General features: G+C 58.6%; 14 protein-coding genes. 7 read left to right on the forward strand and 7 right to left on the reverse strand.

The window, feature by feature from the left end; all coding sequences use genetic code 11:
* Window positions 1–10 precede the first annotated feature (10 nt).
* Window positions 11–1,813, reverse strand: coding sequence for an adenine deaminase (gene ade, locus GFC01_RS09800; protein ID WP_152946722.1), 1,803 nt, complete (start codon window positions 1,811–1,813; stop codon window positions 11–13).
* A 307-nt stretch (window positions 1,814–2,120) separates the two neighbouring features.
* On the opposite strand from ade, the gene GFC01_RS09805 reads away from it, so the two are divergent.
* Window positions 2,121–2,645, forward strand: coding sequence for a BON domain-containing protein (locus GFC01_RS09805; RefSeq protein ID WP_152946724.1), 525 nt, complete (start codon window positions 2,121–2,123; stop codon window positions 2,643–2,645).
* Between the two features lie 226 nt (window positions 2,646–2,871).
* Here GFC01_RS09805 and GFC01_RS09810 read toward each other — a convergent pair whose 3' ends face one another.
* Window positions 2,872–4,053: an amidase domain-containing protein gene (locus GFC01_RS09810; protein WP_152946726.1), complete on the reverse strand. Its 1,182-nt coding sequence runs from the start codon at window positions 4,051–4,053 to the stop codon at window positions 2,872–2,874.
* A gap of 200 nt (window positions 4,054–4,253) precedes the next feature.
* Window positions 4,254–5,015 (reverse strand): LCP family protein, encoded by a 762-nt coding sequence (locus GFC01_RS09815; protein ID WP_152946728.1) that lies wholly within the window; start codon window positions 5,013–5,015, stop codon window positions 4,254–4,256.
* Window positions 5,016–5,207: 192 nt separating this feature from the next.
* Between GFC01_RS09815 and hisG the strand changes: the two genes are divergently transcribed.
* From hisG to GFC01_RS09835, 4 genes are all read left to right on the forward strand, one after another.
* The gene (gene hisG, locus GFC01_RS09820; RefSeq protein WP_341473881.1) at window positions 5,208–6,077 is read left to right on the forward strand and encodes an ATP phosphoribosyltransferase; all 870 of its coding nucleotides are present in this window, start codon (window positions 5,208–5,210) and stop codon (window positions 6,075–6,077) included.
* 292 nt (window positions 6,078–6,369) lie between these two features.
* Window positions 6,370–7,770 carry an acetate--CoA ligase family protein gene (locus tag GFC01_RS09825; protein WP_152946733.1) on the forward strand — a complete coding sequence of 467 codons (1,401 nt, stop codon included), beginning with the start codon at window positions 6,370–6,372 and terminating at the stop codon, window positions 7,768–7,770.
* Window positions 7,767–8,471: an acetate--CoA ligase family protein gene (locus GFC01_RS09830; RefSeq protein ID WP_207707606.1), complete on the forward strand. Its 705-nt coding sequence runs from the start codon at window positions 7,767–7,769 to the stop codon at window positions 8,469–8,471. The genes GFC01_RS09825 and GFC01_RS09830 overlap by 4 nt, the downstream gene beginning before the upstream one ends.
* A 187-nt stretch (window positions 8,472–8,658) precedes the next feature.
* Complete coding sequence (locus GFC01_RS09835; protein WP_341473882.1) at window positions 8,659–9,345, forward strand: rhomboid family intramembrane serine protease; 687 nt, start codon at window positions 8,659–8,661, stop codon at window positions 9,343–9,345.
* 75 nt (window positions 9,346–9,420) lie between these two features.
* Here GFC01_RS09835 and GFC01_RS09840 read toward each other — a convergent pair whose 3' ends face one another.
* Both GFC01_RS09840 and GFC01_RS09845 read right to left on the reverse strand, forming a co-directional pair.
* Window positions 9,421–9,993 carry a cell wall hydrolase gene (locus tag GFC01_RS09840; RefSeq protein WP_152946735.1) on the reverse strand — a complete coding sequence of 191 codons (573 nt, stop codon included), beginning with the start codon at window positions 9,991–9,993 and terminating at the stop codon, window positions 9,421–9,423.
* Window positions 9,994–10,128: 135 nt separating this feature from the next.
* On the reverse strand, window positions 10,129–11,136 hold the full coding sequence (locus GFC01_RS09845) for an inorganic phosphate transporter (protein WP_341473883.1): 1,008 nt from the start codon (window positions 11,134–11,136) through the stop codon (window positions 10,129–10,131).
* Window positions 11,137–11,561: 425 nt separating this feature from the next.
* On the opposite strand from GFC01_RS09845, the gene GFC01_RS09850 reads away from it, so the two are divergent.
* A complete protein-coding gene (locus tag GFC01_RS09850; RefSeq protein WP_152946740.1) occupies window positions 11,562–11,819 on the forward strand; it encodes a hypothetical protein in 258 nt (85 codons plus the stop codon).
* A 201-nt stretch (window positions 11,820–12,020) separates the two neighbouring features.
* Window positions 12,021–12,434 carry a hydroxyphenylacetyl-CoA thioesterase PaaI gene (paaI, locus tag GFC01_RS09855; protein WP_152946741.1) on the forward strand — a complete coding sequence of 138 codons (414 nt, stop codon included), beginning with the start codon at window positions 12,021–12,023 and terminating at the stop codon, window positions 12,432–12,434.
* A gap of 34 nt (window positions 12,435–12,468) precedes the next feature.
* Here the strand turns inward: paaI and GFC01_RS09860 are convergent, their stop codons facing one another.
* Together GFC01_RS09860 and GFC01_RS09865 are read right to left on the reverse strand one after the other, a co-directional pair.
* Window positions 12,469–13,221: a hypothetical protein gene (locus GFC01_RS09860; protein ID WP_152946743.1), complete on the reverse strand. Its 753-nt coding sequence runs from the start codon at window positions 13,219–13,221 to the stop codon at window positions 12,469–12,471.
* Between the two features lie 180 nt (window positions 13,222–13,401).
* The gene (locus tag GFC01_RS09865; RefSeq protein ID WP_152946745.1) at window positions 13,402–13,554 is read right to left on the reverse strand and encodes a hypothetical protein; all 153 of its coding nucleotides are present in this window, start codon (window positions 13,552–13,554) and stop codon (window positions 13,402–13,404) included.
* Between the last annotated feature and the right edge of the window lie 113 nt (window positions 13,555–13,667).

A 13,667-nucleotide genomic window follows, 5' to 3' on the forward strand; every position in this document is an offset into this window, starting at 1 on the left:
GTTTAATGGGTCAGGGCCTTTCCTCCAGCACCAGATCCACAAAGCAAAAATGCACCGTATCCACCAGTCCCCGGTTGGTTACCCGCAGTTCCGGGAGCACCGGCAGGGATAAGAGGGCCATGGTCATGAAGGGGGAGACCAGGGGGCAGCCCAGCTCCTTCCAGGCCCGGTCCAGGGCGGCCACTTTTTGTTCCACATCTTCCACCGGTTGATCGGACATGAGCCCGGCGATGGGCAGGGGCAGCAGGGCCAGCACCCGGCCGTCCCGCACGGCCACCATGCCCCCGCCGCACCCGGCCAGGGTGTTGGCGGCCAGGGCCATGTCCGCCTCGTCCATACCCACCACCAGCAGGTTGTGGCTGTCGTGGGCCACGGTGGAGGCCACCGCCCCGGCCTTAAGGCCGAAGCCCCGCACCAGTCCCATGCCCGTGTTTCCCGGGCCGCCGTGGCGTTCGATGCAGGCTACTTTGGCCACATCCAGTTCCACCGAAGGCCTGATTTCCCCGTTTATCACCGGCACGGCCACCTGCCGGTGCAGCGTGCCCACTTTGGCTTCCATTACTTCCATGACCCGTACCAGGGCTTCCCGGCCGCCGCACCGGATGGTGAAATCCCCTGCCGCCAGCGGCTTCGCCAGGTGTACCGAGCGGCGGGCCCGCTCCGGGTAGGTGAAGGCCGGGAGGTCGTATAACAGCCGCCCCTTTTCCGCCACCACCATTCCGTCCACCATCACCCGTTCAACCTGCATATCCGCCAGGTCCGGGACGAATAAAATGTCGGCGCAGCGCCCGGGGGCGATGCTGCCCAGCTCCCGGGACACGCCGAAGCACTGGGCCGGGTTGATGGTGGCCATCTGGATGGCCCGCACCGGGTCCACCCCTTCTTCGATGGCCCGGCGCACCACATGATTCAAATGGCCCAGGGTGAGCAGGGTTTCCGGGTGGGTGTCGTCGGATACCAGCACGGCGTAGCGGGAGTCCACCCGGGTTTCGGTGATGCTTTTCACCGTGGCCTTTACATCGTGCCAGGCGGAACCCTCCCGCATCTTGGCGTACATGCCCAGGCGCATGCGGGCCAGGGCGTCTGCCGCCAGGGTTGATTCGTGGCAGGAGGTAATGCCGGCGGCCACATAAGCCGGCAGGCCCGTTTCTATTTCCGGTATCGAATAATGGCCGGTAACCACCTTGCCGGCCTGCAGGGTGGCCTGGATTTCCCCGTGTACCAGGGGGTCCCCGGCCAGCACGCCGGGGAAGTTCATCATTTCCCCCAGGCCGATGATTTCCGGCCAGGCCATGGCTTCGCGCACTTCCGCCGGACCGATGGCTGCCCCGGCATCCTCAAAGCCGGGAGCCGCCGGCACACAGGAAGGCATGGTGGTGAATACCTTTAAGGGCAGGTTTTTCCCTTCATCCACCATCAGGCGGATGCCTTCCATGCCCAGCACATTGGCAATTTCATGGGGGTCCATAAAAATGGTGGTGGTGCCGCGGGGCAGAACCGCCCGGGCAAACTGGGTCACGGTGACCATGCTGCTTTCCACGTGGATGTGCCCGTCCAGGAAACCCGGCACCAGGTAAAGGCCGTCCGCATCAATGACCAGGGTGTCCGGGCCAATGGTGTGGTCTGCCCGGCCCACCAGGACCACCCGGCCGTGTTTAACAGCCACATCCGAGCCGGGCTGGATCTCGGCGGTATGTACGTTCACCAGCCGGCCGTTTTTAATGACCACGTCGGCCGGTATTTTCCCCCGGGCGGCCAGGGACAGATCTGCAGTCACTTCCCACAGCGGGCGCCGGTTTGGCTGGTAAAGCATATTACTCACCTCATATAAATAGTTTGGCGCAGTTACCCGGGTGGATGGTTATTGTTCCGGGACCACTGCCGGGTGCGCCATCCCCTTCCCGGGGATAAAAACTCTAAATTTAGCAAATGATCTCCCTCTATAATTACCGGGTCAGGGGGAATAATACCTGCAGAAAAACAGGTAGTGGCCAATAAAATTATCAACCCCTGCGGCGTGTTAACTGGGAGCAAAAAAGGGGACAGGCTGCTTTTTTTGCTCCTAAAAAGTAGCCTTTCCCCTTTTCTGACGTCAGACCACCATTTTAGGAGGGAACCCAATGCCGGAAGAAAGGGATAAAAAGCTGACGGAAAAAGTACAGGCCGCCCTGGACAGTGACGTGCGCACCAGGGCCTACGGCCTGACGGCCGACGTGGTGGACGGCAGGGCACGGATCACCGGGGTGGTGGATACCCTGGCGGAAAAAGAACAGGTGCGGGAGATTGTTTCAGCCATTGACGGTATCCGGGCGGTGGAAAACGGGGTGGCTGTGAGCACCGACGGCGCCGTCACCGATGATGATGTGAGCTTTGAAGTGGGGGAAGAACTGGCAGCGGCCGGTATCAACCGGCGCCATGTGGGAGTGAAAAGTGTGAAAGGGGTGGTCTTCCTGCAGGGCCGGGTGGACGATGTCCGGGAGATTGAAAAAGCGAAAGCGGCGGCGGCCAGGGCCCGGGGCGTAAAGGAAGTGGTCAGCCAGTTGAAGCTCCGCGCCCCCGGCGGGTACGACGATGAGGATTTAACGGCCATCTTCCATCACCAGGTGAATAACGACCGGGAGGATGAGGGGGAGGCCAGGTTATAAAAGAAAAGGTTTTTAGGCGGCCGTCCATTAAGAGGTCATATTGCTTTCAAAAGGAAAACAACGATGTGATCCGGCGGGTGAGCCAAAACATCAAGCGGTGGTTTACTGCCACCGCATTAATTCTATCACTGAAAAAATGTCAATGGGTGCCAACCCCTGCTATATATGGCGGAGAATTGTGGATAAAGTTTAGCTGTTTAAAGAAGGCTAAGGTACATCGCTTTGATTACGGGCTATCGTTGATGTGAAAAAGGTGAAAGACCGTTTTCCTGTCCCACCCCATGTCCCAGGGGCAGTGGTAGCGGTCCACCGTATGGGCGTTCACCAGAGGATAGCCCCGGGAATCGGTGCCCACCACGATGGCAAAATGTTCAATGTGCCCCTTCTCTTCATAGCCGATGACATCTCCCTTCTGCAACTCCCCCACGGCTCCCCGGGGAAACCGGCCGGCGGGCTGGTTCAGTTCCGGGAAGGTGCCCCGGGCTATGCGTTGCGACCGGCCGCTGTATAAAAGCCAGCTGGCAAAAGCTTCCGTCTGCACCCAGGCCCGGCTGCCGGACCCGCCGTTGCGGTCGTAACGGTAGTACCAGGCGCCGTCCATGGGCAGGCGGCCCCCCTCCTTATCCCCCAGGCACTGGGAGACGAAATTGGTGCAGTCGCCGCCCTGGCCGTTTAAATCCCGGTAACGGGAGTTGTATTGATGGTCGTTACCCGCCCCCCAGGCCAGGCCGGCATATTTATCGGCATACCGGGCGGCTCCTTCCCGGTCATAAATGGCGGAGCCGCTTCCCTGGGCGGGCGCCGCACTGGGAGGCCGGCCGGTGAAAGCCGCCCCGTCGGCCGGTGTGGGTTTGGGAGCCAGGGTATCGTCTCCCAGGCCGTCGGTGTAAAAGTCCTTCCGGATGAGCCAGCGGCCGTCCCGGTGCACCAGTTCAATCCAGTGCCGTGTACCGATGCCGAAGCGGTTAACCACCGCCGGCTGATCGGGATAAATATATCCCAGGGCCAGGGTCTGGTGAACCACAAATTCCGCCCGGTCTTCCCGGACCCGGGACCAGGGGATTTTTAAGGTCATATTGGCTTCGGTAATGCGGACGCCCCGTTTCTGTGCCCAGGACTGAATGAAGTGCAGCTTGCTCTGTTCGTGGGATAAGGCCCAGCGGCCCAGTTTGACACTGGTGTCATACATTCTGTACACCGGTGCCGGGTCCGCTCCCGTCAATACTGCCCGGGCACGGGTTTCCAGCATTTCCTGCAGTATTTTTTGCATATTCTCTGCCGGCAATGGCGCGGCCTGTGGCGACTTGGCCTGGGACGGCTGGGCCGGGAGGGCTACCGGCGCGCACAATAAAATAAAGATTATAATGATTGAAAATACAAAAAAAGAAATGGTTTTTCCCGGCAGCATGGGCAAAATCTCTCCTTTTTGGCAGGGAAAATATTGAAAGGGTAAAAACCATGTGAAACTAGTTTTACCGGGAGCGTGTCGGGTTTTACGAGGTTTTTCGTGGTATCGTAGAGGGAAAGCTGCCATCGGGGGCAAAAAAATCCCCTTCCCAGGAACGCCGTGGGGTCCGGGAAAGGGCGTATTCTGCAACCGCAGTATCTTCAGGCGGATGTCACGTCACGCAGCACCCTGCTCCAGGCATCGGGAGAAACTTCCCTGTATTTACCTGTGCCGGTAAAACATTCCTGTCCGGGTAGTGCCTGTTTGCGCAGGATTTCCGGGCCGTTGCCCCTCAGGGTGTTGTAAATAGTCAGTATGTTGCCGGCACCCATATTGGTTTCCGTGCCGGTGGTAAAGATCCATAACAGGCGGGGTATCTTGACCAGCACCGCCGGTTCAATCAACCTGGCGGCCAGGGCGCGGATTTCCGCCTGCAGGTCCATTCGCTGGCTGGTATAGGTTCCTTCAAAAACTTCCAGCAGGGAGGTCTTTTTCCCGGCCATTTCCACCGGCCCCAGGGCGTCGCTGGTGCGGGCCAGGGCGTCCTGGCTGATGTCCACATAGTTATTTATGGAAATGCCAAAGCGCTTTTCCAGATAGGCGGTGGTGCCCGGCCGCCCTTCCCGCCGGTAGAGTTCTTCTAAGGTTCTGGCTCCGCCGACGTCGTACAGGCGGGTGTTTATGGGAATGGAAACAATACCCACCGGTTTGTGGCCGGGATTAATGGCCATGAGGGTAATGGCCTTTAGCTTAGGCCCGTCCGTCCAGAAGATAAGTACGTTTTGCGCAGGACCGGCCGGCGCGTCGTTACGAGCCGCACTCTGCCTGCCGACAGACGCCGGCCAGGCGGCCGTTGCCTGCGGCGGTGTGCTGAGGAGCACCACCAGGGAAAGGGAAAGGATCAGGGGAAGGGTTTTACGCATCCAATGTCACTCCTTGAACCCTCCTTCATACCTGAAATATTCTCACACCGGCAGGTATGTTTTATTCAGAACGGGTTTACCCGGGTCATTTTCCTGTTGACAGGAGGAAAGGAAGCAGATTATACTTAAACATAGTTTGGCAAGCTAATATATCATCATATTAAAGCATAAAAGATGGCAGGAGGTATGCTTGTGCAGTTACGTCTCGGTTTGCCCAAGGGCAGTTTGCAGGAAGCCACCTTTCAGTTGTTCAAACGGGCCGGCTTTAATATGGCCGTGAAAAGCCGTTCCTATTTTCCCAGCATTGATGATCCCGAGCTGGAAGTGGTGCTCATGCGCGCCCAGGAGATCCCCCGTTATGTCAACGAAGGGGTGCTGGACGCGGGTATCAGCGGGCTGGACTGGATCATGGAAAACGAGGCCGATGTGGTGGAGGTGGCCGAACTGGTCTATTCCAAGCAGACCACCAATCCCATCCGGCTGGTGCTGGCCGTGGCCAACGACAGCCCCATAAAAACGGTGGCCGACCTGCAGGGCAAGCGCATTGCCACCGAACTGGTCCAGGTGACCAGAAAGTTTCTGGCCGCCCATGGCGTGGAGGCCATGGTGGAGTATTCCTACGGCGCCACCGAAGTGAAGGTGCCCCACCTGGTGGATGCCATTGCCGATCTCACGGAAACGGGCAGTTCGTTGAAAGCCAATAACCTGCGGGTGATTGCCACCATTTTGCAGTCAACACCCCGTTTGCACGCCAATAAAAAGGCCTGGGCGGATCCCTGGAAGAAGGAGAAGCTGGAAAACCTGGCCGTACTGTTGCAGGGAGCGCTGCGGGCCGACGCCAAGGTAGGCTTAAAGATGAACGTGCCCGGGGAGAAGCTGGATGATGTGCTGGCGTTGCTGCCGGCCATGAAGCATCCCACCATATCACAGCTGGTGAACAGCGACTGGGTGGCGGTGGAAGTGATTCTGGACGAAAAGCAGGTGCGGGACCTGATCCCGCCTTTAAAAAGGGCCGGGGCCCAGGACATCATCGAGTACCCCCTGAACAAGGTTATTCCCTGAAATTTCGGCGCGGGCCGGCCGGTGGGGCCGGGCAGGGGATATGATATTTAGTTGATGAAAACCCTTCTCTCTCTCTCCATGGCTTTGCCGCGGGGAGATTTTTATTTTCCCCGGCAGGTTATTCAGAAAGTTTTTAGAATAAAATCATTGGGATCAGTATGTAAATGTATCCCAAAAGGAGTTCGGCACCCCTGTGGTGTTTTCCAGTTTAAGTTCCTGGTGTTTTCAGTGGCCTGGTGATTAATCGATTTCTGAGTATCAATGAAAAATATTGAGATAGGGGGTAACAACAATGGCCGGTGGAAAGCAGGATATTTTGCACAGTATTTTCTATCCCCGCAGTGTGGCCGTTATCGGGGTTACCGAATCACCGGACCGGGTGGGGTACTGCCTTCTGGAAAGTCTTATCCATGCCGGTTTCCAGGGCCGGATTTACCCGGTACACCCCCGGCTAAAAACATTGCAGGGCCTACCTGTCTACCGTTCCCTGGAAGAAGTGCCCGGACCGGTGGACCTGGCGGTGATCGGCGTCAATCAGGTGGCCACTGTGGATGCGGTGGAGCAGTGCGGGAAGATGGGAGTAAAGGGCGTGGTCTGTGTGGCCGGCGGCTACCGGGAAATGGGGGATGAGGGGCTGGCCCTGGAGGACAGGTTAATTGCCACGGCCCGGAAATACAACATTGAGATCGTCGGCCCCAACACCCTGGGCCTGATCAACACCGATGCCGGTTTGAACACCACCTTTTATCCCCTGCGCCTTCCCCGGGGCAGGGTGTCTTTTGTCTGCCAGAGCGGCGGGGTGGGCCTGACCATCATCCACAAAGCCGTGGATGAAGGGCTGGGCATCAACAAATGGGTGGGGGTGGGCAACCGCAGCACCCTGGAAATGAGCGATTACCTGCATTACCTGGCGGCGGACGACGGCACGGCGGTCATCGGCGTCTTTGTGGAAGGCACGGATAATGCCCGCCGGCTGGTGCAGGTGGCCGGGGAGGTGGCCCGGCAAAAACCGGTGGTTTTCTATAAAGTGGGCCGTTCCGGGGCGGTTGATTTTGCCGCGCAGACCCACACCGGCAGCATGGCCGGCAGTTATGCCATGTACCGGCAGATTCTGGGTCAGTTTGGCCTGCCGGTGGTGGACAGCGCCCTGGAGATGGTGGCCGCCTGCAAGGCCCTGGCCCTGGCCCTGGCCCCACGCCCCAGGGGCAACCGGGTGGGGGTGGTCACTCACACAGCCGGTCCCAGCATCGTCCTGCTGGATGAAGTGAGCCTGCGGGGCGGGGTTTTTCCCGGCTTCCAGCCGGAAACCCTGGAGGAAATCAAAGCCGTTCTGGGGGAAAACCCGGCGGTGGTGGTGAAAAACCCCCTGGATGCCGCCGGCCAGGCCATGCAGGCCCATCCCTTCGGCCGCCTGGTGGACGCGGTCATTGCCGACCCGGGAGTGGACCTTCTGGTGGCCATCTACTGCCCCCACCTGCACTGGCGCTGCCCCACGGCGGAACTGCTGGCCGCCCGCCAGAAGAGCAACAAGCCCCTCCTGGCCCTGTACATTGCCAGCCAGGAGGCGGTGAAGGAAGAAAGGGAGTTGTTGCAGTCCCGGGGCATCCCGGTGTATACCACTCCCGAGGAAGCGGCCTGGGGAGTGGCGGCGCTGTTGCATTATGCTTCCCGGCAGGGAGGTGAGGTACAGTGAAGGCGCAGGATATTATCGGGCGGGCACTGGCGGAGGAGCGCCGGTATCTGTATGAAGATGAGAGCAAGGATATGCTGGTGTCTGCCGGCATACCGGCCACCCCCTGCCGGGTGGCGGCAGATGAGGAAGAAGCCGTAAGCATTGCCGGGCAGATAGGCTACCCGGTGGTGTTGAAGGTGCGTTCCACGGCCATTCAACATAAATCGGACCTGGGCGGGGTAATCCTAAACCTGGGGGATGCCGGCCAGGTGCGCCGGGCCTACCGGGAAATTATGGACCGGGCGAAGGCCGTGGACCCGGCTGCGGGAGTAACGGTACAGACCATGGCTCCCCCGGGGCGGGAAGTGATTGTGGGGGTAACCACCGACCGGCAGTTCGGCCCGGTGGTCATGTGCGGCCTGGGTGGTGTGTTCACAGAGATTTTAAAGGACGTGAGTTTCCGCCTCATACCCCTGACGGAAGCCCATGCCCGGGACATGATCCGTTCCCTGCAGGGCTACCGCCTGCTGGCCGGCTACCGGGGCGCTCCGCCGGCAGACGAGGGGGCGCTGGTGGATATTCTTTTAAAGGTATCCCGCCTGGTGGAAAATGAACCCCGCATCCGGGAACTGGATCTGAACCCGGTGGCCCTGTACCCGCAGGGGGCGCTGGTGCTGGATGCCCGCATGGTGCTGGGGGAAAGGGCATATGATATGGCTTAAGAAATGTTTCCGCCAGAGGTTACCCGGTCTTGTCAGGACCGGGTAATCAATGTATGATAGAATGGTAAAAACCTGCCAAAAGCCACACTATAAGAGTTATCGCCACACCGTAATCAATGTATGATAGAATGGTAAAAACCCTGGCAGTCCCTGCCACGGTCAAAAAACCAGAAATGAGGGCTGACCGGTGATTCCTTTACGTGACAGCATCCGTCCCCGGCGGGCACCCTTTATCAACTGGATATTGATCGGCCTCAACCTGTTTGTATTTTTTCAGGAATTGACTTTATCCCCAAACGAACTGAACCAGCTTTTCTTTAACCTGGGTGTGGTGCCGGCCCGGGTCTTTCACGTGCTGGCCATGGGCGCGCCGGTGGAGCCCCTGCTTATACCCTTCATTACCTCCATGTTCCTGCACGGCGGCTGGGTGCACGTGCTGGGGAACATGCTCTACCTGTGGATCTTCGGGGATAATGTGGAAGACCGGCTGGGCCACTTCCGTTACCTGCTCTTTTACCTGCTGGCCGGGATGGCCGGCAGCCTGGCCCATGTGATAACCAACCCCACCTCCCCGGTGCCCGTGGTGGGGGCCAGCGGGGCCATTGCGGGCGTCCTGGGGGCCTATTTTATTACTTTCAGGCATTCCCGGGTGCTGGCCCTGGTACCCATCTTTTTCTTCTTGACCATCATGGAGATACCGGCGGTCATTTTCCTGGCCCTGTGGTTTGTGATCCAGCTTTTCAACGGAGCGGCCTCCCTGGGTGGAGCGGTTAACCCGGTGGCCTGGTGGGCGCACATCGGGGGTTTTGTGATCGGGATGATTCTGATCAAGCTCATGGCTCCCCGTCCCCGTTATGATTACCCCCGGTGGTGAAATGTCGGGTTTCAAGTTGCGAATTGCGAGTTGATTATATGTAACTGCAGGAGGGCTTCCTCCTGCATTTTCCTTTTATTTGGCAAAGACATGGTTACCGATCCGGGTGACAATGGGCCGGGACCAGACCCATGGGCTCGATGCCTTTGCCGGGTTCCAGTAATACAGCGCGCCGCCCGTAGGGTCGTGACCGTTCACCGCTTCCCGGGCGGCAGCCAGGGACTCCTGGCTGAGGGGTCGCAGGTACTGGCCGTTGGTCACGGCCTCAAAGGCATCGGGTTCATAAATAACTCCCTTGACGGTCCGGGGAAATTCCCCCTCCCGGGTCCGGTTGAGAATCACCGCCCCCACGGCCACCTTGCCGATATAGGGTTCGTCTGCCGCTTCCCCTTCAATGACCCGGGCCATCAGCACCAGATCGTCCCGGCTGATATCGTTGCCCCGGGAAACCTGGGCCGGGGCCGGGCGGTCCTGTATGACCGGCGTTTTTTTAATGCTCATAATTGATTTTGGCTGTTCCAGTCCAACCGTGGCTCCGCCGTTGCCCGGCATTACCGCCAGGGCGAAAATGATGGCTGCCATGGTCACAGCGGTGACTGCCAGCGCCTTTTGACTGCTTTTCCGTTGAAACCAGAGAAAAAAAGCCATGGTCTCCACTCCTTTCGTCGCTTCAGCCAGGCCGGTGTTTAGTATACCTGACTGCGGGCGGAGGGTCAACCGTAAAACATTGGCAGGTTGGCGGTTGCCCGGGGGAATAAAGGCCGGCCGGGAAAAACGCGGCGTTTAAGGGGCCAGGGCCAGACAAAGGAAATAAAAGGCGGCACCCATGGCGGCGGATGCCGGCAGGGTAAAGAGCCAGGCCAGCAATATTTTCCCCACGGTAGACCAGTGTACGGCCCCTTTCCCCCGGGTAAGCCCCACTCCGGTGATGGATGAAGAAATGACATGGGTGGTGCTTACCGGCAATCCCCACAGGGTGGCCCCCAGAATGACCGCTCCCGAACCCAGATCGGCGGCGAACCCGGCCGGTGGGTCCAGGGGGGTGATTCCCCGGCCCACGGTGCGGATAATGCGCCAGCCGCCGCGGGCGGTCCCCAGGGCCAGGGCCAGGGCCGAACAGATTTTCACCCAAAGGGGCACGGTAAAAGTTTCCTGATTTCCGGCCAGCACCAGGGCCAGGGTAATGATGCCCATGGTTTTCTGGGCGTCGTTGGTGCCGTGGGAAAAGGCCTGCAGGGCGGCCCCCAGGCGCTGTAGCTGCCGGAAACGGTTGTAAAGACCGCCCTGGAGCCGGCACAGCCTGGCATAAAGGGTAATGATCAGCATGGTGGTGAACCCGGCCAGCAGGGCCAGAGGCGGGGAAAGGATCAGGGACTGCAGGATGTTGCACAAGCCGCCGGTATTCACCCCGCCCGGTCCGCAGGCGGCCAGGGTGGCCCCGGCCAGCGCTCCCACCAGGGCATGGGATGAACTGCTGGGCAATCCCCGGTACCAGGTGAGCAGGTTCCAGCATACGGCCGCCAGCAGGGCGGCGGTTACCGCCCGGGGATTCTGGAGCAGGGCGTAAGGGGTGATAATCCCTTCGGCTATGGTCAGGGCCACCCCGGTGAAGGTGAAGGCACCCAGCAGGTTCATACCCGCGGCCAGGATAACTGCCGTGCGGGGTGCCAGGGCACCGGTGGCCAGGGAAGTGGCTATGGCATTGGCCGTGTCATGAAAGCCATTGATATAATCAAAAATTAGGGCCAGAAGGATTATCAGCAGCAAACTTAAGGGAAAGGTTTCCGTCACGGCTGCAGGGCTCCTTAAAAAATAGATGCCGGTCGTACGAGGCCGGATGCCGGATTTAGCCGGCATCCGCCAAAACGAATTCCGGATGGAACACAACCCACCTGAAAGATATGCTCATCTTTCCCGGTGCCACTATTAACGGTATGGCAGAACAATTATTCCCGCAGGTACCTTTGAGGAATTTCACTTGCCGGTGATAATCTATATTTACCTTTTAAGGTACTTATTACCTTTACCGGTTTAAATCCGGGCGAGCAGTGTATTTTCAGGCCCGGTGCCTTTGTAGCGACGGGGGTGATTGTAGCCCGGCATATATCCGCCGTATGTAAAAAGTGGTTTTCCGGCCATACTAAGGGTGAACGGTACCCGCCGGCGGACCACTTTTCCTCCGGTCAACCGGGAAAAGACAGGAAAGGGGGGAGAGGATGGCCAGGGATATCTGTGTGGTGGGCATCCTGGTGGATGAGCGGGCCAGCAAAGCCCCGGAGGTACAGCATGTGCTCACCCGGCATGGCTCCCGGATTTTAAGCCGGTCGGGCATTCCCGATCCCGGCCGGCAGAGGGGAATAATTACCCTGACCATGCAGGCCAGTGAAAATGAACGGCAGGGTCTGGAGAAGGATCTCCAGGAGATTGGCGGCGTGGTGGTGAAATCCCTTACCCTGGGGCCGGCTCTGGAGTAAAGGGCCGTTTCAATGGAATGTTTTGAAAAATGTCCCGGCTACCGGGGCTATTCTTTTGACGGCAGGAAATATTCCTTGGCATGTAGAAATCTGGAGCAGTTAAACAGGTGGTGGAGCTGTTCTCCAAGCGGATGCGAGCCAGCAAGCCGGTAAATATACCGGGTGCCCGGCTGTTAACTTATTTTGGGGAGGAGAAAAGGGATGCCTGATGAACCAATAGCCCTGACCGGAGAATTAAAAAAATGGCTTTTGAATGATCCCTTCCCCAGGTCCCTGGGGGTGGAAATAATGGAGCTGAGGCCCGGATATTCCCGGGTTAGATTAAAAGTGACGGAGCAGATGACCAATATCCACGGCATTACCCACGGCGGGATCATCTTTACCGTGGCCGACGTGGCCTTCGGCACGGCCAGCAATTCCCATGGCGTGCCGGCGGTGGGTATCAATATGAACATTAACTACTTGAAAAAAAGTATCCCCGGAGACGAACTGGTGGCCACCGCCCGGGAAGAAAATTTAACCCGGCGTACGGGCCTGTACCGGATTACCGTGGAAAATCAGCATGGAGAGCTGGTGGCCGTGGCTTCCGGTCTGGTCTACCGTCGAAGCCGGTAATAAAAGGTGGGGTTGGGTTGTAGAAATAAGCATTTCATGGCCTTAACCCGGGGCGCCCCAATGCCTCCATGGTCTTAAGGACCTGTTCTTCCACATAGGTGAAGAAGTGCTCCAGGTCGGCCGTAACCATCTCCCGGGCGCTGGCAATGAGCCGGGCGGTGCGTTCAATGTCGATGTGAATGTGGTGCTTGTAAAACATTTGCACATCGTATTTCACAGCCAGGTTCCGGGGAGTGATCCGGTCTATCTGGATGTAATACGAAAAGTTGTGCATACGCTGGTAAAGCCGGCGGGGGTCCACCGCATAAACGGGGGCCACCAGCCGGCTGATCTTGGTGAGCAGGCGCTCGTTTTCCAGGGCTTTCCGGAGTATTTCTCCCCAGGGGCTTTTGTGTCCGCCGATGTGCAGTTCGATGCCCATTTCCACGATGTTGTGGCTTTTCCACCATCCCATGGCCGCGGGCAGGTTGCACGCGCGGATGGTTTCCTGCACCAGGGGGCGGCCCTTTTCAAAGCAGTAACCCCGTTCGTGGTGCAGGTATTTTTCATCGCCGTAATAATCCAGGCCTTCCGGGCTGGTACCGTGGGTGAGTACGCCCAGGGCAAAATCCCGCATCTCGGGATCTTCCCCCAGGGCGTTCAGCAACTGGCCGCCCCGGCCGTGGCTTTCGTCCCGTCCGGGAGTGAGGGCGGCCACCATATCGGGGAAAATGCTGCCCAGGGCCAGGGCTTCGGAAATCTCCCCGCACACCCGTTGGGCAAAATAGGCGTGGGTCTGCGGATACAAAGCGGTTCTCTCCTTTTTCGTCAAATAGTGTTAATCTTAAAAACTTCTTTATGCGAGGGGAATTTCCCTGCTGTCCCCGGTCAATTTTATAAAGCCGAATTTAAGGGAACCCGTTATTGCCTTGAAGAGGGATTGTCCATGATCACGGAACAACCGGTACAGGATGAAATGATCCAGTCATTAATAGGCGCCGGCAATGACCACCGTGGGGACGGGCAGGCGGGACGGGTGCCGTTCCCGCAGCAGATCGCTGTGGCGGACAAATGCGGTCAGCCGGTCCGGGCAGGCGGCAATGTGGTCTCTTCCAGGGGCCGGGGTTGTGTTTCCGTGCATAAATAAAGGCACTCCCCTTGTACCGGCCGCCCGGTATGGAAACCGGGAGCCGGTTACTTACCATCCATTTCTATATATTAGCAAGGGGGGCAAATATGACAGTAGGGAAGGGG

This window comes from Desulfofundulus thermobenzoicus (assembly GCF_009428905.1).
In the GTDB taxonomy this organism is placed as follows: domain Bacteria; phylum Bacillota; class Desulfotomaculia; order Desulfotomaculales; family Desulfovirgulaceae; genus Desulfofundulus_A; species Desulfofundulus_A thermobenzoicus.